The 25,239-nt window shown below is 71.3% G+C and carries 21 protein-coding genes and 1 tRNA gene; 9 read left to right on the forward strand and 13 right to left on the reverse strand.

What is annotated here, in order from left to right; all coding sequences use genetic code 11:
- The first annotated feature begins 8 nt into the window (after positions 1–8).
- The 3 genes from helR to BLW85_RS13660 all read left to right on the forward strand — a co-directional run bounded on the left by helR (position 9) and on the right by BLW85_RS13660 (position 3,364).
- Positions 9–2,153: an RNA polymerase recycling motor ATPase HelR gene (gene helR, locus BLW85_RS13650; protein ID WP_244174858.1), complete on the forward strand. Its 2,145-nt coding sequence runs from the start codon at positions 9–11 to the stop codon at positions 2,151–2,153.
- Between the two features lie 68 nt (positions 2,154–2,221).
- Positions 2,222–2,566, forward strand: coding sequence for a hypothetical protein (locus tag BLW85_RS13655; protein WP_070027607.1), 345 nt, complete (start codon positions 2,222–2,224; stop codon positions 2,564–2,566).
- A gap of 18 nt (positions 2,567–2,584) precedes the next feature.
- A complete protein-coding gene (locus BLW85_RS13660) occupies positions 2,585–3,364 on the forward strand; it encodes a lysoplasmalogenase family protein (protein WP_107409117.1) in 780 nt (259 codons plus the stop codon).
- A 47-nt stretch (positions 3,365–3,411) separates the two neighbouring features.
- Here the strand turns inward: BLW85_RS13660 and BLW85_RS13665 are convergent.
- Positions 3,412–3,483, reverse strand: a tRNA-Val gene (locus BLW85_RS13665).
- Between the two features lie 189 nt (positions 3,484–3,672).
- Here BLW85_RS13665 and BLW85_RS13670 point away from each other — a divergent pair.
- The 3 genes from BLW85_RS13670 (at position 3,673) to BLW85_RS13680 (ending at position 6,663) form a co-directional block, all read left to right on the forward strand.
- Positions 3,673–4,440: a DUF4097 family beta strand repeat-containing protein gene (locus BLW85_RS13670; RefSeq protein WP_070027608.1), complete on the forward strand. Its 768-nt coding sequence runs from the start codon at positions 3,673–3,675 to the stop codon at positions 4,438–4,440.
- A 71-nt stretch (positions 4,441–4,511) separates the two neighbouring features.
- Entirely contained in the window at positions 4,512–5,942 is a 1,431-nt protein-coding gene (locus BLW85_RS13675) for a coiled-coil domain-containing protein (protein WP_074992182.1), read from the forward strand.
- A 109-nt stretch (positions 5,943–6,051) separates the two neighbouring features.
- Positions 6,052–6,663, forward strand: a complete 612-nt coding sequence (locus tag BLW85_RS13680; protein ID WP_079172331.1) for a DUF4383 domain-containing protein — start codon at positions 6,052–6,054, stop codon at positions 6,661–6,663.
- Positions 6,664–6,727: 64 nt separating this feature from the next.
- Here BLW85_RS13680 and BLW85_RS13685 read toward each other — a convergent pair whose 3' ends face one another.
- The 3 genes from BLW85_RS13685 to BLW85_RS13695 form a co-directional block, all read right to left on the reverse strand.
- Positions 6,728–7,945, reverse strand: coding sequence for an amidase domain-containing protein (locus BLW85_RS13685; RefSeq protein ID WP_244175028.1), 1,218 nt, complete (start codon positions 7,943–7,945; stop codon positions 6,728–6,730).
- 174 nt (positions 7,946–8,119) lie between these two features.
- Positions 8,120–9,415 carry a polysaccharide deacetylase family protein gene (locus BLW85_RS13690; RefSeq protein ID WP_070027610.1) on the reverse strand — a complete coding sequence of 432 codons (1,296 nt, stop codon included), beginning with the start codon at positions 9,413–9,415 and terminating at the stop codon, positions 8,120–8,122.
- Between the two features lie 48 nt (positions 9,416–9,463).
- Positions 9,464–11,647 carry a transglycosylase domain-containing protein gene (locus BLW85_RS13695; protein ID WP_403420643.1) on the reverse strand — a complete coding sequence of 728 codons (2,184 nt, stop codon included), beginning with the start codon at positions 11,645–11,647 and terminating at the stop codon, positions 9,464–9,466.
- Between the two features lie 170 nt (positions 11,648–11,817).
- On the opposite strand from BLW85_RS13695, the gene BLW85_RS13700 reads away from it, so the two are divergent.
- On the forward strand, positions 11,818–12,027 hold the full coding sequence (locus BLW85_RS13700) for an FmdB family zinc ribbon protein (protein ID WP_070027611.1): 210 nt from the start codon (positions 11,818–11,820) through the stop codon (positions 12,025–12,027).
- 178 nt (positions 12,028–12,205) lie between these two features.
- Here BLW85_RS13700 and BLW85_RS13705 read toward each other — a convergent pair whose 3' ends face one another.
- Genes BLW85_RS13705 through BLW85_RS13715 form a run of 3 tightly spaced genes read right to left on the reverse strand, consistent with a single transcriptional unit; the run spans position 12,206 to position 16,660 of the window.
- Entirely contained in the window at positions 12,206–13,021 is an 816-nt protein-coding gene (locus tag BLW85_RS13705; RefSeq protein WP_074992183.1) for an HAD family hydrolase, read from the reverse strand.
- Complete coding sequence (locus tag BLW85_RS13710; protein ID WP_074992184.1) at positions 13,021–15,477, reverse strand: phosphoribosyltransferase; 2,457 nt, start codon at positions 15,475–15,477, stop codon at positions 13,021–13,023. Before BLW85_RS13710 ends, BLW85_RS13705 begins: the two co-directional genes overlap by 1 nt.
- A 16-nt stretch (positions 15,478–15,493) precedes the next feature.
- On the reverse strand, positions 15,494–16,660 hold the full coding sequence (locus BLW85_RS13715) for an HpcH/HpaI aldolase/citrate lyase family protein (protein WP_070027614.1): 1,167 nt from the start codon (positions 16,658–16,660) through the stop codon (positions 15,494–15,496).
- A 178-nt stretch (positions 16,661–16,838) separates the two neighbouring features.
- On the opposite strand from BLW85_RS13715, the gene BLW85_RS13720 reads away from it, so the two are divergent.
- Positions 16,839–17,576 (forward strand): TerD family protein, encoded by a 738-nt coding sequence (locus tag BLW85_RS13720; protein ID WP_070027615.1) that lies wholly within the window; start codon positions 16,839–16,841, stop codon positions 17,574–17,576.
- On the opposite strand, the gene BLW85_RS13725 is transcribed toward BLW85_RS13720, so the two are convergent.
- The 6 genes from BLW85_RS13725 to BLW85_RS13750 form a co-directional block, all read right to left on the reverse strand.
- Positions 17,577–18,302, reverse strand: a complete 726-nt coding sequence (locus tag BLW85_RS13725; RefSeq protein ID WP_070027616.1) for a TerD family protein — start codon at positions 18,300–18,302, stop codon at positions 17,577–17,579.
- A gap of 88 nt (positions 18,303–18,390) precedes the next feature.
- The gene (locus tag BLW85_RS13730) at positions 18,391–19,530 is read right to left on the reverse strand and encodes a DUF475 domain-containing protein (protein WP_074992185.1); all 1,140 of its coding nucleotides are present in this window, start codon (positions 19,528–19,530) and stop codon (positions 18,391–18,393) included.
- Positions 19,531–19,593: 63 nt separating this feature from the next.
- Positions 19,594–20,172: a TerD family protein gene (locus BLW85_RS13735; RefSeq protein ID WP_070027618.1), complete on the reverse strand. Its 579-nt coding sequence runs from the start codon at positions 20,170–20,172 to the stop codon at positions 19,594–19,596.
- Between the two features lie 102 nt (positions 20,173–20,274).
- On the reverse strand, positions 20,275–20,850 hold the full coding sequence (locus BLW85_RS13740) for a TerD family protein (protein WP_070027619.1): 576 nt from the start codon (positions 20,848–20,850) through the stop codon (positions 20,275–20,277).
- Between the two features lie 140 nt (positions 20,851–20,990).
- Positions 20,991–21,449, reverse strand: coding sequence for a peroxiredoxin (locus BLW85_RS13745; protein WP_070027620.1), 459 nt, complete (start codon positions 21,447–21,449; stop codon positions 20,991–20,993).
- A gap of 121 nt (positions 21,450–21,570) precedes the next feature.
- Complete coding sequence (locus tag BLW85_RS13750) at positions 21,571–22,008, reverse strand: DUF3052 domain-containing protein (RefSeq protein ID WP_070027621.1); 438 nt, start codon at positions 22,006–22,008, stop codon at positions 21,571–21,573.
- Positions 22,009–22,469: 461 nt separating this feature from the next.
- Here BLW85_RS13750 and aceE point away from each other — a divergent pair, with 461 nt between their 5' ends.
- Positions 22,470–25,217: a pyruvate dehydrogenase (acetyl-transferring), homodimeric type gene (gene aceE, locus BLW85_RS13755; protein ID WP_074992187.1), complete on the forward strand. Its 2,748-nt coding sequence runs from the start codon at positions 22,470–22,472 to the stop codon at positions 25,215–25,217.
- Positions 25,218–25,239 lie beyond the last annotated feature (22 nt).

A 25,239-nucleotide genomic window follows, 5' to 3' on the forward strand; every position in this document is an offset into this window, starting at 1 on the left:
GGAGCCCCTTGCCCACCTCCGCCTTCGCCCTCCCCGCCCGCCTCTCCGCCAAAGCCGACCCCGCCCTGATCAGCGCCGACGAGCACCACTTCACGGCGATCGCCGAGTGCCTGGAGCAGACGACCGCCGAGGTCGAGGACCAGCTCGACAAGGAACGCAGGTCCCCCGGCGGCCTGGGCCGCCAGGCACTGGACCGCGACGCCGAGATCCACCGCCTGACCGCCCGGCTGCGCACCCTGCGCCGCTTCGGCCTCGACCTGTGCCTGGGCCGCATGGTCGACGCGGACCACCCCGACGAGCCGGTGTACATCGGCCGGCTCGGACTCACGGACAGCACCGGCCGCCGGCTGCTGCTCGACTGGCGCTCCCCGGCCGCGCGGCCGTTCTTCGGCGCCACCCACGGCAACCCCATGGGGCTGGCCAGCCGCCGCCGGTACCGCTGGACGCAGGGCCGCGTCGCCGACTACTGGGACGAGGTCTTCGTCCCGGACGCCCTCGCCGGGCACGCCGCGCTGGACGACCAGTCCGCGTTCATCGCGAGCCTCGGCGGCAACCGCTCGCCCCGGATGCGCGACGTGCTCGGCACCATCCAGGCCGACCAGGACGCCATCATCCGGGCCGGCTCGCGCGGCGCGCTCGTCGTGGACGGCGGCCCCGGCACCGGCAAGACGGTCGTCGCCCTGCACCGCTCCGCCTACCTCCTCCACTCCGACCCGCGCCTCGGCCACCGGCGCGGCGGGGTGCTGTTCGTCGGCCCGCACCGCCCCTACCTCGCCTACGTCTCCGACGTCCTGCCGAGCCTCGGCGAGGACGGCGTGCGCACCTGCGTCCTGCGCGACCTCGTCGCCGAGGGCGCCACCGCACGGCCCGAACCCGACCCGGAGACGGCCCGGCTGAAGTCGTCCGCGCGGCTGGTCGGAGCGATCGAACGGGCCGTGCGCTTCTACGAGGAGCCGCCCACCGAGCCGCTGACGGTCACCACCGACTGGGGCGACCTCGACGTGACCGCCGCCGACTGGGAGACGGCGTTCGACGCGGCGGAACCGGGCACCCCGCACAACGAGGCGCGCGAGCAGGTCTGGGAGGAACTGCTCGACGTCCTGGCCGGCGGGCACGACGGCGAGGTTCCCGCGCAGACGCTGCGCCGGTCGCTGGAAGGCGACCGGGAACTGCGCGCCGCCTTCGACCGCGCCTGGCCCCTGCTGGAGGCGGCCGACCTGGTCGGAGACCTGTGGACGGTGCCCGCGTACCTGCGGCTGTGCGCGCCCTGGCTCACACCCGAGGAGGTACGACGGCTGCGGCGCACGGACCCCCGGGCGTGGACGGTGTCCGACCTGCCGTTCCTGGACGCGGCGCGGCAACGGCTCGGCGACCCCCGGGCGGCGGTGCGCGAACGGCGGCGCAAGGCGGCCGTCGCCGCGCAGCGCGCCCGCATGGCCGCCGTGATCGACACCATGCTGGCGGCGGACGACGACGGCGAGGGCGCGGTGACCATGCTGCGCGGACAGGACCTGCGGGACGCGCTGGTCGACGAGTCGGCCGTGCCGCCCCTCGAACCGGACGCGCTGGCGGGACCGTTCGCGCACATCGTGGTGGACGAGGCACAGGAGCTGACCGACGCGGAGTGGCAGATGCTGCTGTCGAGGTGCCCGTCGCGCAGCTTCACCATCGTCGGGGACCGCGCGCAGGCCCGGCACGGGTTCACGGAGTCCTGGCGGGAACGGCTGGAGCGGGTCGGCTTCGACCGGATCGAGCTGACCGCCCTGACGGTCAACTACCGCACGCCCCGGGAGATCATGGCGGAGGCCGAGCCGGTCGTCCGGGCCGCGCTCCCGGACGCCAACGTGCCGACCTCGATCCGCGGCAACGGCCTGCCGGTGCTCCGCGGCCCCGCCTCCGACCTGGCCGCGATCCTCGACACCTGGCAGGCCGGCCACCCGGAGGGCACCGCCTGCGTGATCGGCGCCCCCGCCTTCCGCCCCCACACGCCCCGGGTCCGCTCCCTCTCCCCCGGGCTCGCGAAGGGGCTGGAATTCGACCTGGTCGTGGTGGTCGACCCGCAGCGGTTCGGCGAGGGAGTCGAGGGCGCGGTGGACCGCTATGTGGCCATGACCCGGGCGACCCGGCAACTGGTCGTCCTCACCACGGCCTGAAACGCCCGTTCGGCTGAACCTCACGGCCGAACTCGCGACGGTAAATCGAACAGGCGTAGCATTGCCGTGTGGCTACGACCTATGAATTCCCCAGTGACCTCCTCGCCGGTCAGGAGGAGCTGCATCAGGTCCGGGCCGAGCTGTCGGCCCTGCTCAGGCGGCTTCCCTGGTCGGTCGAGCCGATGGACGGCTTCAGCGACGACAACGGCTGGCGCAAGGTGGAGCGCCCCGCCTCCCCGGGCTGGACGGCCGACGAACAGGCCGAGGTGGAGAAGCTCCGCCGCCGCGAGCACGAACTCGCGGTCTTCATCAGCACCCACCGCTTCTGGGCCGAGGTCGCGGCCGACCAGCGCATGCAGGCCCGCAGCGAGCTGAAGCACGCCCACGAGGAACCGGCCGGGGAACAGTCGTAACCGATCTGGTCCAACCAGTTGACCACTGCCCCCGGCAGCCCCACCCTGATCGCCATGACCGAGGGACGGATATCGAGCGCGGGGGTCAACACCCCGCCGCACCAGGGGAGTTCCACCCGGCCGGCACCGGCGGCGCCGGGCGGGCGGTCCGCGGGAGCGGCGGTACCGCCGCTGATCCTGCTCTTCGCCGCCCTGGCCGCCTCGGACATCGCCGGCGTGGCGGCGGGGTGGCCGGCCCTGGAGTGGATCGCGAAACCCCTGCTGGCCCCCGTCCTCGCCCTGCACCTGTGGCGCCGCACCGGCACCCGGCACACCCCGGTCCTGGCCGGCCTCCTCCTCGCCGCCGCCGGGGACGTGGCCCTGCTGCTGCCCGGCACCGCCGCCTTCGCCACCGGCCTCGCGTTCTTCCTGGGCGCCCAGCTCTGCTGGATCTCGGCGTTCCTCCGGGCCGGCGCGCTCGGCCACCTGCGGCCCCGCCGCCTCGTCTGCGCCGCGCACCTCGCCGTCTGGGCCGGCGCCGTCGCCGCCCTCGCCCCCGCGCTCGGCCCGGCCCTGGGCTGCGCGGTCGCCGTCTACGCCCTGGCCCTGCTCACCATGGCCCTGACCGCCCGGGTCCTCGGCCCCCGGGCCCTGTGGGGCGGCCTCGTCTTCGTCGCCTCCGACTCCCTGGTGGGCCTCGGCGCCGCCGGCCTCGACTTCCCCGGCCGCGGCGTCCTGGTCATGCTGACCTACACCTCGGCCCTGACCCTCCTGGCCACCGCCTTCACCCCCCGGCGACCGGCCCCCCGACCCGCCTGAAGCGGAAAGCCCCCGGCCGTATACGGCCGGGGGCTCTGGTTCTGCGGTGGGCGCGGACGGTTTCGAACCGCCGACATCCTGCTTGTAAGGCAGGCGCTCTACCCCTGAGCTACGCACCCGCGCCCGGGCGTCGCCCAGGTCGAGTCGACAGCCTACCTTGCCGCGGGCGGTGCACGGCAAACCCGAACGGGCGGAAACCAGGGGCGACCGGGGGTTATCCCCACCCCGTCTCCGGGAGCGTCCCGGATGGGCGGGGGCGGTGGGGGGTTCTACGGTCGTGGGAGACCTGATTCGGGGGGAGTTTCGTGATGAGTCGCAGGGTGCGGATGCGGGCCGTGGCCGGGGGTGCGCTGGTCGGGGCCGTGGTGCTGGCGGTGAGCGGGTGCGGGGCGTCGGCCGGGAAGGACAAGCATCCGGAGCACCGGTCCTTCGCCGTGCGGGGCCACACGCTCACCGTCGATTCGGACGACTCGGGGCTGGAGATCGTCGGCGGCCGGGGCGAGGGGCGGAACGTCGCGGTGACGCGGTGGTTCGACGGGTCCGTGCTCGTCGGCGGCAAGCCGAAGGTGAGCTGGGCGTTCAAGGACGACCGGCTGGTGCTGCGGATGCACTGCTCGGGGCTCGTCGCCGACTGCTCCGCCCGGTACCGGGTCGAGGTGCCCGCGGGCATCGGGGTCCGGGTGGTGGACGGCAACGGGGACGTGCGGGCGCGCGGGTTCGCCGATCCGCTCGCCGTCCGCACCGGCAACGGCGGCGTGCGCATCACCGACACGACCGGCCCGCTCGACCTGAGTTCCGGCAACGGCCCGGTGCACGCGGACGTCGCCTCCACCCGGGTGCGGGCCCGGGTGGACAACGGCTCGGTGGACCTCCGGCTCAGCCGCATACCGGACAGCGTGGACACCGGCAGCGACAACGGGAGTCTGACGGTCGTGCTGCCCCGCGCCGCCTACCACGTCAAGGCGACGTCCCACAACGGGGGCGTGCACGTGTCCGTGCCCCAGGACTCCGCCAGCGCGCACCGGGTGACCGCGGGCTCCGCCAACGGGAAGGTCACGGTGCGCACCGCGAACTGACCGGCCCGTGTTTTCGTCCGTACCGGGTGGGAGAATGGCACCCCCAGCGGACCACAGCACGGGAGAGGGATGTGACGGCGAGACCGGGCACGTCAGTGACACAGCCGTACCCGCCGTCGTCCCTCGCACGGACCCGGCGCACACGGCGGCCGGGCGGGGCGGGTGCGCGCGGGGCCGCGGCCCTGCGGGACACGCTCGCGCTGATGGGTCTGCCGGTGCTGGTCGCGCTCGCGTTGCCGGGGGCGTTCGCCGGGGGCGGTACCCGGCGCTGGTTCGGCGGCCGTGCGGAGAGCCAGCGGGCCGAGGCGCAGGCGGCGAAGGACGCGGCGGCGGCCGCGTTCTACGAGCTGGACACCGCGCAGCGGGACCTGCGGATCTCCGTCGAGACGATCACGGCGGTGGACGACACGCCCGCGGCCCGGCGTGCGGTCGCGGACTTCGAGGCGCTGGGCGCGCGGATCGACGAGGTCAGCCGGCGGTACATCCAGGCGGTGGACGCGCATGACCTGGACCGGGCGGATCTGGAGGCCGGGGCGGCGGCGCGGGCCCGTGGTGAGCTGACGGCGGCGCGGGACGAGCTGGTGCGGGTCAAGCAGGAGCTGGACCGGTTCGGTGCCTCGCTCGGTCCGCTGCTGGGGTCGGCGGAGACGCAGCTGGCGCGGGTGGCGCCGGCCGTGGAGCGGGCCCGGCAGGCGCTGCTGGCGGCGAGCAACGCGTTGGACGGCGTCCGGGAGCAGGGGCTGCGGGCCGACGACCTGGCGGGGCGGCTGGCCGCGCTGGCGCCGGAGCTGACCAAGCTGAACGAGGGCGCGGGCCGGCACGGGGTGCGGCAGACGGTGGAGCGGGCCGAGCGGGTGCAGCGGGAGGCCGGGGCGATCCGGGCCGAGGCGGAGCGGCTGCCGGAGCAGGCGGCCGAGATCGATCACCGGCTGGTGTCGCTGCGGACCCGGGCGCAGGCGCTGACCACGCGTGCGGGGCAGGTCGAGCCGGTGCTCAGCGAGTTGCGGCGGCGGTTCTCGGCCGCGTGCTGGCAGGACCTCCAGCAGGTGCCGGCGCAGGCGGTGGAGAACGTGGGGCAGGCGGAGCGGAAGCTGCGGGAGGCGCAGTCGGCGCGGGACGCCCAGCGCTGGGCGGACGCCACCTCGCTGCTGTCGACGGTGCGGGCGCTGCTGAATGCGACCGATGACGCCGTCTCGGCCGCCGGTGACCGGCTGACCAGGCTGAACGCGGTGCAGAAGGATCCGCAGGCGGAGATCGAGAAGACCCGGTTCGCGATCCGGGACGCGCAGCGGCTGGCGATGTCGGGCCGTACGACGCCGGATCCGCGTCATGCCCGGCCGCTGGACGAGGCGGTGGCCCGGCTGGAGCGGGCGATCGGCACGCTGGAGGGCGGCCGGCATCCGGACTACTGGCACTTCCTCAGCGAGGCGGACGCGGTGCGGCAGGCGGTCGCGCGGGTGGTGGCCGGGATCCGCGAGGAGCGCGGGGGGATCGCGCACTGAGGGCGGGGCCGTGGCGTGGCGATGTGTTGCCGGGGGACCCGGGTCGGGCGGATATTGATATGGACCGTTTTGGGATGAATGGCCTCCGCTAGCGCCTAAGGGGGCGGATATGGCCACACACGCAGTGCACACGAGGTCGAAGCGGCGGATCGAGTTCGACCAGCATCTGCCGACCGATCACCGGCTGAACCTGGTGTACCGGATCGGCGCGGGGCTGATCGGCGCGTTCCTCGTCGTCTTCGGCATTCTGGGCCTGATCAACCACATCGGCTTCTTCGACATCGGCGGTGCCACGGTCGCCGGGCTGAACACCAACGGCACCCTGAGCGTGCTGTCGATCTGCATCGGGGCGCTGCTGCTGGTCGGCATGGTGATCGGCGGGAACATCGCGTCCACGCTGAACATGGTGCTGGGCATCCTGTTCCTGCTGAACGGGTTCCTGTTCCTGGCCCTGCTGGACACGCCGCAGAACTTCCTCGCGTTCCGGATCCAGAACGTGCTGTTCAGCTTCGTGGTGGGGCTGCTGCTGATGACCTTCGGCATGTACGGCCGGGTCGGTCACGCGCTGCCGCACGACAGCCCGTACTGGCGGGCCCGGCACCCGGAGGGCGGTGAGCCCCCGGGGCGGGAGCACGAGACCGGGACGCCGCCGGTGACCATGCCGTGGCCCGGCGCGAAGGACGCGCGGGACACGGGGAACGATCCGCGCGGGTCGGTGTAGCGCGCGCCGCGGCGCGTGCGGCCGCCCGGGGTGCCCGTGCCGGCGCCCCGGGCGGCCGCTGCGCTCAGGTGCGGTAGGCGTAGAAGTACGCGGTCGGGTACGACGCGACCAGGCTGGCCACCGACCTGTTGTAGGTGTTGGTGGAGTGGTAGGTCACGTACGGCACGCCGGAGCCGTCGCGGTAGGTGACGACCATGGAGTGGTCCTTGGACCCGTCCCGGTCGAAGTCCATCTGGATCACGTCGCCGAGGTCCGCCTGGTAGACGTTGGCGAGCGGGGTGACGCGCTTGGAGGACAGCGCGAACCAGGAGAACTCGTTGACGCCGACGAACGAGTCGGACTGGATGTCGGCGTTGCCGAACCACTTGGTGTAGTCGTCGGTGTAGCCGGGGACGTGCTTCCAGCCGCCGGCCTTCAGCACCTGGCTGACGAAGTTGGTGCAGTCTCCGCCGGCGCCCGCACCGTTGTAGTCGGGGTAGTCCGGGTTGTAGTGGTTCCAGTACTTCTGCGCGTAGGCGACCATCGCCTTGTAGTCGTAGGCGCCCCCGGTGAGCTGCTTGGGGTCGGCCGGCGCGGGGTAGCTGGTGGCCGCGCGGGGCGCGTCCGTCGGGCCCTCGTCGGAGGGTGACGACGGGGTGCCGGTGGGCGGCGTGGACGGCGACGGCGAGGTGCCGCCGGTGGACGGCGCGGAGGGTGACGGCGAGGTGCCGCCGGTGGGCGGTGTGGTCGGCGTCGACGTGGTGGCCGGCGGTTCGACCTGGTTGACGGCGAGGTAGCCGTCGTCGGTGTCGTGGATGCCGGTGAGCTGCCAGTCGCCGTGCCGGCCGGCCTTGAAGGTCAGCTCGTGGTGGGCCTGGAACCCGGTGGTCTTCGGGCCGTTGGCCGGGACGGTGCCCTTCTTGTAGGTCAGCGTCGTGGTCTCGGTGACGGCGACCTTGGCGCTGCGGCCGTGCACCTCGGTGGCGTCGAGCGTCACCTTGGTGTCGCCGGCGCTGTACTTCTCGCCCAGCTTGGCGAGGAGGGTCTTGCGGGCGCGCAGCTTGCCGAGGGCGGAGGACTGCTCGCGGGTCTGGCCGCCGGAGAGGCGGACGGAACCGGAGAATCCCGCGGTGTGGCGGGTGTGGGCGCTGGTGGAGCCGTCCACCAGGGCCTGGGTGCGGTCGGTGAAGACCGCGTCGGCGAGCTTCTGGAAGGTCGCCTTGGTGGACGCGTCCACGGTCGGGTCGTCGGTGACGGCCGCGCCCGCGCTCCAGTTGGGTATGAGCGCCACGCCGGCGACCACGGCGGCGGCCGAGGCGCCGACGACGGTGGCGCGACGCCGCTTACGGCTCAGTTTTCTCGACTTCAATGATGTTCCCCTCTGTTCCGGTAGACCTACCGGGATGGGGCATCTTCGCATGCCGCGCGCGGCGGATGTGAAGGGGGTTGCACAAGCGGAACCTGGCCTGCGTTTACGTCACTTGACGACCGTGGACCAGTCCGGGGACTGGGCGGGGTCGAGGCTGCGCAGCGCGGCGAGGGTGGACGGCTTCTGGACGTCCATCCAGTCGGCCAGCTCCTTGAACGACACGCATTTGACGCCCTTTTTGGTGCACATCTTCGGGATGATCTGGTCGATGGCCTTCATGTAGATGCTGCCGTTCCAGTGCTCGAAGTGGTTGCCGATGAACAGCGGGGCGCGGCTGCCGTAGTAGACGCGGTTGAAGCCGGCCATGTAGGAGTCGACGGTCTGCTGGAGCCACTGCGGGTACTTGGCGGGGTCGCCGTCGGTCTCGCCGCCGGACTGGTTGTAGAGGAAGTTGAAGTCCATGGACAGGCCCTGGAACTTGCCGTTCTCGTACGGGAGCATCTGGAGCGGGAAGTCCCAGACGCCGTTCTTCTTGGTGGGCCATATCTGGAAGTCGCCCGGGGAGCTGGCGTCGTAGCGCCAGCCGTAACTCTTGATGGCCTTCAGGAGGTTGGGCTGGCCCTCCAGGCAGGGCGCGCGGCCGCCGGCGACCTCCTGCTTGAAGTCGAAGGGCAGCGGCGGGATGTCCTTGTAGCCGGTGTTGGTCTTCCAGTTCTCCACGAAGGAGTAGAACTGGTCGATCTCGCTCTTCCACTGGTCGACGCTCCAGTCGCCGCCGCCCTTGGCCTCGCAGAAGTGGCCGTTGAAGTGGGTGCCGATGTCGTTGCCCTGCTCGTAGGCGAGGCGGAGCTGTTCCAGGGTGGTGCGGATGTGCTCGTCGGTGGGGTAGTCGATGGCGGCGTCGCCGGGCTGGTGCATCGGCCCGTGGTAGAGGTCCTTCTTGCTCTTGGGCAGCAGGTAGATGCCGGTGAGGAAGAAGGTCATGTGGGCGTTGTACTCCTTGGCCATCTCCCGGTAGTGCGAGAAGAGGTGGTCGTCGCCCTCCAGGGCGCCGTCCCAGGAGAAGACGACGAACTGGGGCGGCTTCTCCCCTGGCTTGAGCGGCACGGGCTTCAGCGTGCCCTTCTGCGGGCCGGTGTAGGAGGTGGAGCCGTCGCCGAGGACGTGCGTCTTGCCGTCCCACTCGGGGGTCGCGGAGGGCTTGGGGGCGGCGGTGCCGGCTCCCTTGCCGGAGGCGGCGGTCGGCGTGGTGTCGTCCGGGCGGCTCAGGGCGAGGTAGCCGGCCACCAGGGAGGCCACGACGAGGAGGGCGGCGAGGGTGATGACCTGCGGGCGGGTGGCGGCGGGGACGCGGCGGCGGCCGGGGGCGCGACGCCGGCCTTTCGGTGACTTCTTGCGGGACATGCGCGGCTCAATCTCCGAGGGGACGAGGGGGGTCGGGGGTCCGGGCGGTCAGTCCAGACCCATGGCGGCCGACCAGAGGCGGTAGGGCACGTTGTCCGGCGAGCTGCCCGCGAGGCCCTTCAGCGGCAGTGGCTCCAGGGACTTCGCCAGATCGATGCGGTAGAGGACGACCGCCGTCGACACGGAGTCGTCCGTGCCGGCGTACCAGGCGGCGGTGTCCTTGTCGGCGGTGCCGGCCTTCCCCGACAGGCCCGGCTTGGTCACGTCCGGGTGGGCCGCGCGGAAGGAGTCGGTGAGCGCCTGGTCGACGTCCTTGGCCACCTCGGTGCCGACCGCGCGGGCCGGGTGCGGGGTGGCGAGGGCGACGGGGGCGCCGTTGCGGGTGATGCGGCCGACCGAGTAGGGCTCCGTGTGGGTGCCGCCGGCGGCGAAGGTGGCGTATCCGCTGGCCATCCGGATGGCGCTGGGGGTGGAGCTGCCGAGGGACAGGGCGGGCACCTGGGGGCCGATGCTGGAGGACAGCAGTCCGGCGGCCTGGGCGGTCTGCCGTACCTGGGCGAGGCCGGTGTCCATGCCGAGCTGCATGAACGGGGTGTTCACCGACTTGGCGAGGGCCTCGCGCAGGGTGATCTTCCCGTAGGACCTGTTGCCGTCGTTGTGTGCCGCGACCTTCTTGCCGCTGCGGTCCCAGTAGGGGCCCTCGGGGGTGGTCACGGGGACGCCGTCGTCGCCGTCGTAGACGCTGTCGGGGGTGACGGGGGTGGCGGGTCCGCCGCGCGTCTTGTGGACGCCGTGTTCGAGCCCGGCGGCGTAGACGAAGGGCAGGAACGCGGAACCGGCCGGGACGGTGGTCGCGTTGGACTCGTTGTAGCCCTGGGTACGGTGGTCGGGGCCGCCGTAGACGGCGAGGATCCGGCCGTCGGTGGCGACGGAGGCGGCGCCGTAGTGGCCGTTCTTCGCGGCGTCGGGGTTGTCCTGCTTCGCCTGCTTGCGGGCCTTGGTGACGGCGTCGGTGAGCGCGTTCTCCCGCTTGCGGTCGAACGTGGTGTAGATCTGGTAGCCGCCCAGGTCGAACTGCTGGTCGGTCAGATGGGCGGCCTTCTTGGCGTACTGGGACGCCAGCTCCACCAGGTAGTCGCTCTGCTCGCCGGTGTTGTACAGCGGGTTGGACTTCAGCGGCTCGGGGAACGTCGTGTACGTGGCGCGCTCCTGCGGCGACAGCTTGTGGATCTTGACCATGCGGTCGAGGATCCAGGACCAGCGCTCCACGGCCCGCTGGTGGTTGGCCTTGCTCAGGGTGGGGTCGAAAAGACCGGCGCCCTTGAGCAGTCCGGCGAGCATCGCGGCCTCGGAGACGTTGAGTTCGCTGACGTCCTTGCCGTAGTAGGCCTGGGCGGCGCGCTGGATGCCGTAGGTGCCGCGGCCGAACCAGCTGGTGTTGAGGTAGCCCTCGAGGATCTTGTCCTTGCTCATCTTGTTGTCGAGCTTGAGGGAGATCATCGCCTCGGTGAACTTGCGGCTGACCGTCTGGTTCTGGTTGAGGTAGACGTTCTTGACGTACTGCTGGGTGATGGTGGAGCCGCCTTGGGTGTCCCCCTCGCCCACGGTGCGGAACAGCGCCCGGCTGATGCCCTTCACGGATATGCCGGGGTCCGAGTAGAAGGTCTCGTTCTCCGCCGCGAGGACCGCCCAGCGGACGTCCGGGGGTATGTCCTTCAGCGGCATCGCCTGCCGCTGCACCCATCCGGTGCGGGCCATCGGGGTGCCGTCGGACCAGAAGTAGACGTTGTCCTGCTGGGTCGCGTACGTGTTCAGGTCGGTGGGTATGTCGGTGACCGCGTACGCGGTCACCAGGAAGGCGCCGAGCAGGCCGAACGAGGTCAGGACGCCGCCCAGCCACTGCCGCCAGGAGGGCACCCAGCGCCGCCAGCCGGTCCGTCCGGGACGCGGATAGGCCGGCTTGAGGCGGCGCGCGTAGGGGGCGAGCGGCCCCAGCGCGCGGGCGGCCGCGCCTCCGACGCGTTTCTTCCCCGGGGGCCGGGTGCCGCGCCGCCGCTCGGCCCGGCCGCCCGCCGAGGACGGCTCGGGCCGCGCGGGCACGCGCAGCTGCATGGTCTCGTCGGCCCGCAGGCCCTCCACTCTCAGATGCAGGGTCCTGTCGGAGTCGAGCGGCTGCTCGTCGCCACCGCCCGTCTCGGAACGGCCCTCCCCCTGCGACGCATCGGTCACTATGCGTCTCCCCTCCGCACTCGCTCTTGCTCGCGCGGTGAGCTGAGCGTCCTCGCAACGGCGTTCACAAGTTATCAGCGAAGTTTTCGATTCCTCCGCACGAGTGTCGGGTGTATCCCAACACTCATCAAACATTGAGACGCCTCTTTCGGCGCCCCGGTTACCCTGACCTCATGCCTCGCTACGAGTACCGCTGCCGCAGCTGCGGCGACACGTTCGAACTGAGCCGGCCGATGTCCGAGTCGGCGGCGCCCGCGGTGTGCCCCGCCGGGCACGAGGACACGGTCAAGCTGCTGTCCACGGTCGCGGTGGGCGGTACCGCGGGCTCCGCGGCCCCGGCGCCCCAGGGCGGGGGCTGCTGCGGCGGCGGCTGCTGCGGCTAACCGCCCGCGCCGGGCCCCCAGGGCCTCTCGTTGGATCTTGCCGGGCTCGCGGACCCTGGCACCGCGCCTCGCGGCGTTGTCGTCGGTTGCCATGGCTCCGCCATGGCGCCCTCCTCCGCCTTGCGACGCACGGCACCAGACCCCGCTCCCTGATCCGGCCTGATCCAAACGAAAGACCCTAGGGATTCGCGGCGCGCGTCGCCTTCAGGAATTCGCCCAGGATGCGCTCGCCCGCGAGGACTCCCCGCTCCGGCAGCGCGCTGACCTTGGGGGCCGACCAGCCGGTGTCCGCCAGTTCGCCATGGCCCGGGCGCCAGCCCTGGTCGGCGGCCAGGAGGAGGTCGGCGTCCAGCAGGGAGTCGCCCGCCGCCAGGGTGAGGCCGGCGCCGGTACGGCGGGCCACCTCGCGCAGCGCGGCGCTCTTGGTGAGCGGCCTGGGCACAGCGTAGAGCTTGCGGCCCTGGAGGGAGACCGTCCAGCCGCGGTCGTCCGCCCAGGCCGTCAGCTCCTTCACCCACTCCTCGGGCAGCAGTTCGCGCTCGACCACGAGGTAGGCGAACAGGTCCTCGGCGACCCGCTGCCGGCGCAGCCACACCGGGTCGGCGGTGCGCGTCAGATGGTCCCGGACCTCCGCCAGCGGCGCGCACTCCTCGGCGAGCCGGGCCAGCACCCGGGCGTGCCAGTCGCGGTCGGTGACCCCGTCGACCAGCAGATGGCCGCCGTTGGCGCAGATCGCGTACCCGGGTTGCGGGCCGGGCAGGTTGACGCGCTGGTACTGCTTGCGGGTCCGGGTCGTGGCCGGCACGAACACGGCCCGGTCCGCGAGGTCGGTCAGCAGCCGCGCCGCCGTCTCCGTCATGTACGACAGCGGCTTGCTCTCGTGCACCTCGACGCACAGCAGCCGGGGGGCCCGCGCGTCCGGCATTTTCAGCGCGAGGGCCGCCGAGGAGTAGATCAGCGTACGGTCGAGATCGCTCGCCACCAGCACCGGCATCAGACGTTCACCGCCCTGCCGTCGGCCCCGGTGGCCCCGCGCGTGTACTTGGGGTGGATCAACCCGACGCAGCTGTAGGGCAGTTCGGCGACCTCCTCGACCGGTACCCCGCGCTGCCCGGCGAGCAGCCGGACATGGTCCAGGTCGCGGCCGGCGCCTGCGCGCGCGAGGATCTTCCAGGGCACCCGGCGCAGCAGCACCCGGGTGGTCTCGCCGACGCCGGGCTTGACGAGGTTCACGTCGTGGATGCCGTACTCCTCGCTGATCCGCTCCACGGCCCGCCAGCCCGCCCAGGTCGGGGTGCGGTCCTCGGCCGACAGCTCCTTGACCGCCTCGTCCACGGTGTCGGCGACCTCCGGGAAGCGGGCGGCGACGGCGTCGAGGAAGGCCACCGAGACATCGGCGCCCGCGAGTTCGCGGTAGAACTTGGCGCCGTGGAAGTCGTCCGGGCCGACCAGGTCGGCGCGCAGGACGGTGCGGGAGATCAGCCCGGAGACGGTCGAGTTGAGGCAGGCGGAGGGGATGAGGAAGTCCTCGCGGGTGCCGTAGGTGCGCACGCAGGAACCCGGGTCGGCGAGCACCGCGATCTGCGGGTCGAAGCCGGTGACGCCCGTCCTGCGGGCGAACTCCTCGACGGCCTCGGCGAGTTCGCGGGTGATGGCGCCCTTGCCGGTCCAGCCGTCCACGAACACCACGTCCCGGGGGTCGTGGTGGGCGGCCAGCCAGCGCAGCGCGTTGGCGTCGATGCCCCGCCCGCGCACGATCGACACGGCGTAGTGCGGGAGTTCGAGGCCATGCCGGAACGCTGCCCAGCGGCGCATCAGCACGCCGACCGGGGTTCCGGCGCGGGCCAGCGACACCAGCACCGGGCGCGGCGACCGCTCGCCGAGGACGGTCTCGGTCACCACGCCGACGGCCCGGGCGATCCGTGCGGCCGAGGCGTCCAGGGCCGCGTGGAACAGCTCCTGGTAGCGGGCGCTGGGCTGGTACTCCACGGGCAGCGACTCGGCGTAGTGCGCCCCGCCGTTCTGGACGGCCTCCTCCCGCTCCTCGGTCGGCGCCTCCAGGGCGACGTCCGAGAGGTCCTGGAGCAGCCAGCCGACCTCCTCGGGGGCGTACGAGGAGAACGCGGGGCCGCGGAGGGGCTCGGGCAGCATGGCCGGCCTTTCGGGAGCGCGCGGGGGCGCGGGGACGTAGGAGGGGACGACCGCGAGCAGTACGTGCGGCACCTGCGCCGCGAGCCGCGCCAGCAGTCCGTCGGGCGCGTGCAGCGCGGGGGTGTCGCCGGCCGAGTCGACGACCGCGACGACGGCGTCGAAGCCGCCGCCCGCGACGTTGTAGGCGTACCGCTCGCCGGGCCCGTCGGCCGGGTCGTCGTGCGCCGGGAAGACCAGGCGGCTGCGGATGGCGTACCCCGGGTCGTCCACCGCGAGCACGGGCGACCGCGTGGTGGTCGAGAAGCGCACCTCGGCCGTCACGGTCCGCTCCAGCTGGTGGGCGAGCCGGAGCGGGGCGTACATCAGCTCCTCGGAGCCGAGGACCAGCACCCGCCGGGCCCCGGCGGGCAGCGCCTTCGCGATCCGCTCGGCCATGGCGGGCAGGGCGGCTTCGAGACGGGCGCGGTGGGCGGGGGTGAAGCCGTGCCGGCCCCCGTCGGGAAGGCCGGCGGGCCAGCCCAGGTCCACCGTCACGGGGGCGCGGTGCGCGGCGTCCGGCCGCACGTGCGGCGCGGGCCCGGCGCACTCGTGGCGGGCCACCAGCTCCCGCCCCTTCTCCAGCACGCCTTCCGGCAGCAGCACCGTGCCCGAGGCCGCGGCGACCAGGTCCACCCGTGCCCCGATCTCCTCGGCGAACCGTGCCATCCGCGCGCTGTCCTCGGCCGACCGCATGTCCACGAGCGCCGCCACCACGTACCGGCGGCGCGGGTACCGCGCGTGCAGGTCACGGATGGTGTTCAACACCGTGTTCCCGGTGGAGAACTCGTCGTCCACCAGCACCAACGGCCCGTCGCCCGCCAGCAGTGCGGGGTCCGCGGGCAGCAGCAGGTGGGAGGTGGCGTGCGAGTGCGACTCCTCGAACCCGCCCGCGGCGGCGACCTGGGCGACCGGCCGCCGCGTGGAGTGGAGGTACGGCGCCGTGCCGAGGCCGTCGGCCACGGCGTGCCCGAGTCCCGTCGCGGTCTCCGCGTAGCCGAGGACGACCGCGCGGGCCGCCTCCCCGCCGAGCCGCTCCGCCACCCGCCGGCCCAGCCGCACCCCGTGGCCGTACACCACCGAGGGCGTCTGCGGTACGTGCTTGCCGAGGACGTTGGAGACCAGCAGGTGGGCCCGCTTGGGGTTGCGGCGCAGGGCGAGGCCCAGCAGGGCCGGCAGCCCGTCGTCGCCGCGGAGCTCGACCCCGAGTCGCTCGGCGACCCAGCTGCCGGACCAGACCGCGTCGTTCACTGCGTTGTTCATGCGTTCCTTGGAGGGGTCAGCCGGGTATGCCGGCGGCGAGCAGTTCCACGAAGCCGACGTCCTCGTGGGCGACGCCGAACGCCTCCGCGCGCAGCAGGGTCCGTTCGGCCCAGGCGCGGTGCGGTTTCACCTCGTTCATCTTGTTCGTGTACACGGACCGGAGGACGCCTCCGCCGCCCCGCTCGGGCCGCAGTATGTCCCGGGCGTCGCTGAACTCCTCGTGGCTGACCACGGACAGCGCGTGCACGGGCAGGACGTGGGAGGGGTGGATGCAGGTCTTGCCGAGCAGCCCGTTGGCCTGGTCGAGGGAGATCTCCCGCAGCAGCCCGTCCATGGCGTGCTCCAGCAGCCTCTCGCGCAGTTCGACGGCCTGCACCTCCAGGAAGGGGCTCTGCCGCAGCTGGGGCTTGAACATGCGCTCGGAGTGGCGGAAGTACTCCCACACGGGGCCGGTGACGGTGAATCCGGTGCCGTCGGCGCGGCCCAGCATGTTCACCACGTCGGCGATCACGGAGGCGACGACCTGGACGTCGTAGGCGGTCATGTCGGGGGCGCGGCGCAGCCCGTAGGAGGAGCAGAAGTCGGTGACGCCGAGGCGGAGCGCGAGGACGCGGTCGCGGTACTTGTCGACGGCGCGGAAGATGCCCTCCAGGGTCTCCACGCGCGACTCGCGGTACAGCAGCTCCGGGGACTCCAGGACCGGCATCGCGAACAGGCGGCGGCCGGTGTGGGTCTCGGCGGTGGCCAGGGCCTCCAGGAAGGGCAGGCCGCGCTCCTCGGTGAACTTGGGCAGCACGAAGCCGGACAGCAGCCGTGCACAGTCGCCGAGGCGGCGTACGAGGTCGGGGATCTGCTCGGGGGCGCGCACCCGGATGAACAGCAGCGGGGGCTCGGCGGCGGGCCGGGAGCCGAGGTCGGCGAGCTGGCGGACCAGGTTCTCCTCGCCCGCGGGCACGTCCGCGTCGTCGATGGAGTCCTCCAGGCACAGCACCATGGAGACCACGCCGTTGCCCGCCTGTTTGAGGATGTCGTCGGCCAGTCTCGGCCGGGTGGCGGGGCTGTAGAGCGTGGCGCCGAGGGCGGTGGCGAGCAGCCGGGCCGGCGAGTCCGCGGTGAACGTGCGGGGCTCCCGGTGGAAGAGGCGCTGCCGCACCTCGGGGGCGACGTGCCCGAAATGACGCATAGGACTCCCTCGAAGACGCGTGCCGAACCCCTGGATTCGGTAAAAGGTGGCCGGTAATAGTACGTAGGAACACCTGTCCGGGGTTCCCTGCGGACGTGAATTCCCGGTGACCCGGCCGTGTCGGCGGCCGACACCCCCCGCATTGTCGTGGCCAGGGCCGAGAGGGCAGGATGACGGCATGACGCACGCGATGCTCAAGGGCTCGAACGTCCCGCTGGAGGCCACCACGGTGCGCGCCGTGCTGCGCTGGACACCGGGCCAGTCGGTCCCGGACGTGGACGCCTCGGCGCTGCTGCTGGGCCCCGACGGCCGTGTGCGCTCGGACGAGGACTTCGTCTTCTACAACCAGCCCCGGCATCCGTCGGGAACGGTGTGGCGGCTGGGCAAGAAGCGCATCACCGAGGGCCTCACCGACACGATCCAGACAGACCTGGCGGGCGTCGAGCCGGAGATCGGGCGGATCCTGCTGGTCGCCTCGGCGGACGGGGTCGCCTTCGACCGGGTGCCGAACCTGAGCATCCTGGTGTACGACGCGGCGGTGGCCGACGGTGAGCCGTGGGCGACGTTCGAGATCAAACCGGAGACCGGCGCGGAGACCGCGATGATCTGCGGGGAGCTGTACCGGCGCGGTGAGGGCTGGAAGTTCCGGGCGCTGGGCGAGGGCTACTCCAACGGGCTCAAGGGCCTCGCCACGGACTTCGGCATCTCGGTGGACGAGTCGGAACCGGAGGAGCCGGCGACGGTGTCCCAGCCGCTGCCTCCGGAGCAGCCGGCGACGGCGGTGCCGCCCCAGCCGGCCTACGGCTACCCGCAGCCCACGTCCGCGCCGGCGTACGGATACCCGCAGCCGGTGCCGGCGGCGCCCGACCCCGGGTTCCGGCTGCCGCCGCAGGGGCCGCAGTTCATCGGGCGGTGATCAGGCCTTGGTCTTGTAGCCGCGGCCCCATTGCAGGCCCCACCCGTACAGGCGGTCCAGCTCGGCCTGGAAGCCGTAGACGAACTTGACCTCGCGGCGGACCACGAGTTCGCCCTTGACGTTCTCGATGAGCAGGACGGCGCAGGAGCGGGCCTGGGGGTGGCGTTCGTCCAGGCTGATCTCCAGGCGGGGGCCGCTGCTGGGGTACAGGGTGACGATGGCGTGCGTGCGGTCGAACGCGGGGGTCTGGTCGTAGATGTACACGAAGACCAGGACGCGTTTGATGGACTCGCGGTGGTCGAGGTTGATGTACATCGTCTCGCCGGAGCCCGAGCCGAACCGGTCGTCGCCGCTGATCTTGATGTACGGGGCCGCGTTGACGTCGCCCAGGTAGTCGCCCAGCGGCTGGACGACGCCCTTGGTGCCGTCGGTCAGCTCGTACAGACAGCCGAGGTCGAGGTCGACGTCGACCATGCTCTGCCCGTGGCCCTGGATCTCCGGCGGCTTCAGGGCCTTGAGGGGGTGGCGCAGCAGGCTGGGCCGCTGCATGCCGAAGTCGGAGCTGCGCATCCGCCAGGTGAGGTTGACGCGCAGATGGCCGGTGGCCGCGCCCTGCTTGCTGAGGGACACCGTGTGGTGCCGTTTGGTGAGTTCGATGGCGTTGCCGGTGCCGCCCGAGTCGAAGTCGACCGCGCGTGCGCCCAGCAGCCCGTCGAAGAAGCCCATTGCCGCCCCCAGGTCGTCGTCCGCATGCCGTCGGGGCGGCCGGCCGTGCCCGCCGCCCCGAACGAAGCGTTCCTCACCGGTCAGGGTGTCACACCCCGGAGGAGACCTCGGCCTTCTCCCCGCTGCCGGCACCGGCCGCCGCGAGGGCCCGGTTGCGGCGCACGGAGGACCAGAAGGACAGGGCGATCAGGACGACGCCGACGAGGCCGGTGATCACCTCGTTGATCTCGTACTGGATGGTCACCATCAGGATCAGGGCGAGGGCGCCGATCGCGTAGTGGGCGCCGTGCTCCAGGTAGACGTAGTCGTCCAGGGTGCCCTGGCGGACCAGGTAGACGGTGAGCGAGCGGACGTACATCGCGCCGATGCCGAGGCCGAGGGCCATCATCACGATGTCGTTGGTGATGGCGAAGGCGCCGATCACGCCGTCGAAGGAGAAGGACGCGTCCAGGACCTCCAGGTAGAGGAACATGAAGAACGCGGCCTGGCCGGCCAGCAGGACGGCCGACTTCTTCTTGCCGGTGCGGGCGGCCTCTTCCTCCTCCTCGTGCTCGCGCTCCTCCTCTTCCTCCAGGCGTTCCTCGAAGAAGCCGGAGAGACCTCCGACGATCATGTAGGTGATCAGGCCGGCGATGCCGGAGATCAGGACCGTCTGCGCCTTGTCGGCGTGGATGCCGCCGTGCTGGTGGGCCTGGGTGGCGAAGGTGAAGGAGGTGATCAGCAGCACGATCAGGGCGATGCAGACCGACAGCATGTCGACCTTGCCGAGCTTGGCCAGGGGCCGCTCGATCCAGCGCAGCCACTGTATGTCGCGGTCCTCGAAGATGAAGTCCAGGAAGATCATCAGCAGGAACATGCCGCCGAAGGCCGCGATCGCCGGGTGGGCGTCGGTGACCAGCTGCTGGTAGCGGTCCTTGTCGGCGAAGGCCAGGTGGACCGCGTCGATCGGGTTGAGCTTGGCGGTGATGGCGACGATCACGACGGGGAAGACCAGTCGCATGCCGAAGACGGCGATGAGCACGCCGACCGTGAGGAAGATCTTCTGCCAGAAGGCGTTCATCTTCTTCAGGATCCCGGCGTTGACCACCGCGTTGTCGAAGGACAGCGAGATCTCGAGGACGGCGAGGATCGCCACGACCCCGAAGGCCTCCCAGCCCCCGTAGAAGACGGCGGCGACCAGGCCGAGCGCGGTCACCGCGAACGACCAGCCGAAGGTTTTCAGAAGCACTGGTTACCCCATCGTGTTGTGGGGGCGCCTCCCATGAGGGTCTCCCCCGCGCCGAGCACGGCTTTACGAAACGTTGACTCCGAAGTCTAGAGCGATGCCGCGCAATCCGGACGCGTACCCCTGGCCCACCGCACGGAACTTCCACTCGCCCTGGTAGCGGTACAGCTCGCCGAAGATCATGGCGGTTTCGGTGGAGGCGTCCTCGCTGAGGTCGTAGCGCGCGAGTTCCTGGCCGTCGGACTGGTTGACCACGCGGATGAAGGCGTTGGAGACCTGGCCGAAGGTCTGCCCGCGCTCGTCGGCCATGTGGATGGAGACGGGGAAGATGATCTTCTCGCACTGGGGCGGCACCTTGGCGAGGTCCACCAGGATGGACTCGTCGTCGCCCTCGCCCTCACCGGTGAGGTTGTCGCCGGTGTGCTCCACGGAGCCGTCCGGGCTCGTGAGCTGGTTGTAGAACACGAACCACTCGTCGCCCAGCACCCGGTTGCCGGCACCGCACAGCAGCGCGCTGGCGTCCAGGTCGAAGGGGGCGCCGGTGGTGGACCGCGCGTCCCAGCCGAGCCCGACCATGACGTTGGTGAGGTTCGGTGCGGCCTTGGAGAGGGAGACGTTGCCTCCCTTGGCGAGCGTGACGCCCATGATGCTGGTCCTCCCCTGACGGTGCTTCCCTGTTGTCCTGCGCGTCCGGCGCCGGCCGTAAACGGCTCGGCGCCGGACGGAGTGCCGCGAAACGCACGGGCGTCAGACGTTGACGCCGAAGTCCTGGGCGATGCCGCGCAGGCCGGAGGCGTAGCCCTGGCCGATGGCGCGGAACTTCCACTCGGCGCCGTTGCGGTACAGCTCGCCGAAGACCATGGCGGTCTCGGTGGAGGCGTCCTCGCTGAGGTCGTAGCGGGCGATCTCCTGCTGGTTGGCCTGGTTGACGACGCGGATGAAGGCGTTGCGGACCTGGCCGAAGGACTGCTGGCGGTTCTCGGCGTCGTAGATCGACACCGGGAAGACGATCTTGTCGACGTCGGCCGGGACCGCGGCGAGGTCGACCTTGATGGCCTCGTCGTCGCCCTCGCCCGCACCGGTGAGGTTGTCGCCGGTGTGCTCCACGGAGCCGTCGGGGCTCTTGAGGTTGTTGAAGAAGACGAAATGCTGGTCGCTGACGACCTTGCCGGAGGTGTTCAGCAGCAGCGCGCTCGCGTCGAGGTCGAAGTCGGTGCCGGTCGTGGTCCGCACGTCCCAGCCCAGACCGACGATGACGGCGGTCAGGCCCGGGGCCTCCTTGGTCAGCGAGACGTTGCCGCCCTTGCTGAGGCTGACTCCCACGAGTCCTCCATGTGGTGTCGAGGGGCGGGGAGCCCCGTCGTGCTTCGGATATGGGATCAACGAACCGATCCTAGTGACGGGTTCCCGCCCCCCGCGGACCCTGGACCCGAAGGGCCCCGGATATCGGCCGACCGGCCGATTTAGAGGGTGTCGAGCGCCTTCACGTAGTCGTTGAGGTCGCGCGCGTCCGGCAGACCGTTGACCACCGTCCAGCGCACCACGCCGTCCTTGTCGATGACGAAGGTGCCGCGCACCGCGCAGCCCTTGTCCTCGTCGAAGACGCCGTAGGCGCGCGAGACGTTGCCGTGCGGCCAGAAGTCGCTGAGCAGCGGGTACTCCAGGCCCTCCTGCTCGGCGAAGACGCGCAGGCTGTGGATGGAGTCGTTGGAGACGGCGAGCAGCTGGGTGTCGCGGTCGGTGAACTTCGGCAGGTTGTCGCGCAGCGCGCACAGCTCGCCGGTGCACACGCCGGTGAAGGCGAAGGGGTAGAAGAGCAGGACCACGTTCTTCTCGCCGCGGAAGTCGGCGAGCCGCACGGTGCGGCCGTGGTTGTCCTTGAGCTCGAAATCGGGCGCCTTGTCGCCGACCTGGATCGCCATGTCGTGCTTCCCTTCGGTGGGCTGTTCGGGTGAGAGCACAGCAAACGCTCGGCTCCACCCTACGCAGCGATCACCAGGGTTCCCGGACGGGCCGGTGGGATCCGGCCCGCCCGGGCGGCGGTCACCGCTTCGACTTGGCCGCCTTCGGCGTGGCCAGCCGGTTGCCGCTCCAGTCCTTGCCGACGCTCACGCTCTTGGCCGCGGTCAGCCCGGCCGTCGTGGCGGCGTCCTGGATGTCGCTCGGCTCCACGTACCCGTCACGACCCGTCTTCGGCGTGAGGAGCAGAATCGCGCCGCCCTCCTCGATGTACGTGGTGGCATCCACCAGCGCATCCGTCAGGTCGCCGTCGTCATCACGGAACCACAGCACAACGGCGTCGGCCACGTCGTCGTATTCCTCGTCCATCAGATCGCCCTCGATGGCTTCCTCGATGGACTCGCGGAGTTCCTGGTCGACGTCGTCGTCGTAGCCGATCTCCTGGACCACCTGCCCGGGCTGGAACCCCAGCCTGGCGGCAGGGTTCGTCCGCTCCTCCGCGTGGTCCGCGGTCGCGCTCACGGGTTGCCTCCTGATCATGTCTTGGTGAATATCTCAGCCACGCGCGTGCGCGAAGCATTGGCCGTAGTCCACACGGGCGGGGCGGATCGCGCAAGTACCCGGCGGTCCCGACCGCCGAAACGGTGACGATCCCGGCCGTGTCGCCGCAACTCCTGGCACCGTATCTCGATTCCGCGCCACCCACATCACCCCGATGTGCCCGGTTTGCACGGCGCGGAATCATCCACGGATGGAACCATCGAACAACTTTGCCAAGCGCGTCACACCCCGGGCGTATCGTTGCGTTTTGACCGGCGGTGTGCTCCGGCGGTACGGCGGGGAGCCGGCGGTGGAGATGACGGGCGTGCTCCCTCGGTACACGATGGGGAACGGCGCGGGCACGAACAGTAGGCGCGAGTAGCGGTACGAGCAGCGAGCAGCAGTACGAGCAAGAACCGGCCCTCCGACAGGTAAGGAACAGCGTGGCTTCCGGATCCGATCGCACCCCGATCATCATTGGCGGCCTTCCGAGTCAGGTTCCTGACTTCGATCCCGAAGAGACCCAGGAGTGGCTCGACTCCCTCGACGCGGTCGTGGACGAGCGCGGCCGGGAGCGGGCGCGCTACCTCATGCTGCGGCTGATCGAGCGGGCCCGCGAGAAGCGCGTGGCCGTGCCCGAGATGCGCAGCACGGACTACGTCAACACCATCCCCACCAAGAGCGAGCCGTTCTTCCCGGGCAACGAGGAGATCGAGCGCAGGATCCTGAACGCGACCCGCTGGAACGCGGCCGTGATGGTCTCGCGCGCCCAGCGGCCCGGCATCGGCGTGGGCGGCCACATCGCCACCTTCGCCTCCTCGGCGTCGCTCTACGACGTGGGCTTCAACCACTTCTTCCGCGGCAAGGACGAGGGCGACGGCGGCGACCAGGTCTTCTTCCAGGGCCACGCCTCCCCCGGCATCTACGCGCGCGCCTACCTGCTGGACCGGCTCACCGAGGACCAGCTGGACGGCTTCCGCCAGGAGAAGTCGAAGTACCCGAACGGCCTGTCCAGCTATCCGCACCCGCGCTCGATGCCGGACTTCTGGGAGTTCCCGACGGTCTCCATGGGCCTCGGCCCGCTGGGGGCGATCTTCCAGGCGCGGATGAACCGCTACATGGAGGCGCGCGGGATCGCGGACACCTCCAGGTCGCACGTGTGGGCGTTCCTCGGCGACGGCGAGATGGACGAGCCGGAGTCGCTGGGCCAGCTCACGCTGGCGGCCCGGGAGGGCGTGGACAACCTGACCTTCGTGGTCAACTGCAACCTCCAGCGCCTGGACGGACCGGTGCGCGGCAACGGGAAGATCATCCAGGAGCTGGAGTCGGTCTTCCGGGGCGCCGGCTGGAACGTGATCAAGCTGATCTGGGACCGCAGCTGGGACCCGCTGCTCGCGCAGGACCGGGACGGCGTCCTGGTCAACAAGATGAACATGACCCCGGACGGGCAGTTCCAGACGTACGCCACGGAGTCGGGCGCCTACATCCGCCGGCACTTCTTCGGCGACGACCACCGGCTGCGCGCCATGGTCGAGAACATGACCGACGACCAGATCCTGCACCTGGGGCGCGGCGGGCACGACCACCGCAAGATCTACGCGGCGTTCAAGGCGGCCAAGGAGCACAAGGGCCAGCCGACGGTGATCCTGGCCAAGACGATCAAGGGCTGGACGCTGGGCCCGAACTTCGAGGGCCGCAACGCCACGCACCAGATGAAGAAGCTGACGGTCGACGACCTCAAGCGCTTCCGGGACCGGCTGCACCTGCCGATCTCCGACCGGGAGCTGGAGTCCGGCCTGCCGCCGTACTACCACCCGGGCCGGGACTCTGAGGAGATCCAGTACATGCACGACCGCCGCAAGGGCTGCGGCGGTTACGTCCCCACGCGCGTCGTGCGCTCCAAACCGCTCGCGCTGCCGGACGACAAGGCGTACGCGACCGTGAAGAAGGGCACGGGGCAGCAGTCCATCGCCACCACGATGGCCTTTGTGCGGCTGCTCAAGGACCTCATGCGGGACAAGGAGATCGGCCGGCGGTTCGTGCTGATCGCGCCGGACGAGTACCGCACGTTCGGCATGGACTCCTTCTTCCCGAGCGCGAAGATCTACAACCCGCTCGGGCAGCAGTACGAGTCGGTGGACCGTGAACTGCTGCTCGCCTACAAGGAGTCGCCGACCGGGCAGATGCTGCACGACGGCATCTCCGAGGCGGGCTGCACGGCCTCGCTGATCGCGGCGGGCTCGGCGTACGCCACGCACGGCGAGCCGCTGATCCCGGTGTACGTCTTCTACTCGATGTTCGGTTTCCAGCGCACGGGTGACCAGTTCTGGCAGATGGCCGACCAGTTGGCGCGCGGGTTCGTCCTCGGCGCGACCGCGGGCCGTACGACGCTGACCGGCGAGGGCCTCCAGCACGCCGACGGGCACTCGCAGCTGCTGGCCTCGACGAACCCGGCGTGCGTGGCCTACGACCCGGCGTACGCGTACGAGATCGCGCACATCGTGCAGGACGGTCTGCGGCGGATGTACGGCAGCTCGCCCGAACACCCGCACGGCGAGGACGTCTTCTTCTACCTCACCGTCTACAACGAGCCCATCCGGCACCCGGCGGAGCCGTCCGACGTGGACGTCGAGGGCATCGTCAAGGGCATCCACAAGCTCTCCGACGGCCCCGGCGGGGCGATCCCGGCGCAGATCATGGCGTCCGGGGTGGCGGTGCCGTGGGCGCTGGAGGCGCAGCGGATCCTCGCGGAGGACTGGAACGTGCGGGCGGCCGTGTGGTCCGCGACGTCCTGGAACGAGCTGCGGCGGGAGGCCGTCGCCTGCGAGCAGCACAACCTGCTGCACCCGGAGGAGGAGCAGGCCGTCCCCTACGTGACGCGCAAACTGAGCGGCGCGGAGGGGCCGTTCGTGGCCGTGTCCGACTGGATGCGGTCGGTGCCGGACCAGATCGCCCGGTGGGTGCCGGGGCCCTACCAGTCGCTCGGCGCGGACGGCTTCGGCTTCGCCGACACCCGGGGCGCGGCGCGCAGGTTCTTCCACATCGACGCGCAGTCGATCGTGGTGGCCGTGCTCACGGAGCTGGCACGGGCGGGCCGGATCGACCGCTCCGCCCTGAAGCAGGCCATCGACCGCTACCAGGTCCTGGACGTCACGGCGGCCCACCCGGGAGCGGCCGGCGGCGACGCCTGACCACCGCCGCCCGCTTCGGCGG

Source organism: Streptomyces misionensis (assembly GCF_900104815.1).
GTDB classification, from domain to species: Bacteria; Actinomycetota; Actinomycetes; order Streptomycetales; family Streptomycetaceae; genus Streptomyces; species Streptomyces misionensis.

Excerpts from the sequence above, each read along its gene's own strand:
- BLW85_RS13670 (WP_070027608.1), top strand. The coding sequence starts at position 3,673 with ATGAGTCGCAGGGTGCGGATGCGGGCCGTGGCCGGGGGTGCGCTGGTC.
- BLW85_RS13680 (WP_079172331.1), top strand. The coding sequence starts at position 6,052 with ATGGCCACACACGCAGTGCACACGAGGTCGAAGCGGCGGATCGAGTTC.
- BLW85_RS13690 (WP_070027610.1), bottom strand. The coding sequence starts at position 9,415 with ATGTCCCGCAAGAAGTCACCGAAAGGCCGGCGTCGCGCCCCCGGCCGC.
- BLW85_RS13700 (WP_070027611.1), top strand. The coding sequence starts at position 11,818 with ATGCCTCGCTACGAGTACCGCTGCCGCAGCTGCGGCGACACGTTCGAA.
- BLW85_RS13705 (WP_074992183.1), bottom strand. The coding sequence starts at position 13,021 with ATGCCGGTGCTGGTGGCGAGCGATCTCGACCGTACGCTGATCTACTCC.
- BLW85_RS13710 (WP_074992184.1), bottom strand. The coding sequence starts at position 15,477 with ATGAACAACGCAGTGAACGACGCGGTCTGGTCCGGCAGCTGGGTCGCC.
- BLW85_RS13715 (WP_070027614.1), bottom strand. The coding sequence starts at position 16,660 with ATGCGTCATTTCGGGCACGTCGCCCCCGAGGTGCGGCAGCGCCTCTTC.
- BLW85_RS13720 (WP_070027615.1), top strand. The coding sequence starts at position 16,839 with ATGACGCACGCGATGCTCAAGGGCTCGAACGTCCCGCTGGAGGCCACC.
- BLW85_RS13725 (WP_070027616.1), bottom strand. The coding sequence starts at position 18,302 with ATGGGCTTCTTCGACGGGCTGCTGGGCGCACGCGCGGTCGACTTCGAC.
- BLW85_RS13735 (WP_070027618.1), bottom strand. The coding sequence starts at position 20,172 with ATGGGCGTCACGCTCGCCAAGGGAGGCAACGTCTCCCTCTCCAAGGCC.
- BLW85_RS13745 (WP_070027620.1), bottom strand. The coding sequence starts at position 21,449 with ATGGCGATCCAGGTCGGCGACAAGGCGCCCGATTTCGAGCTCAAGGAC.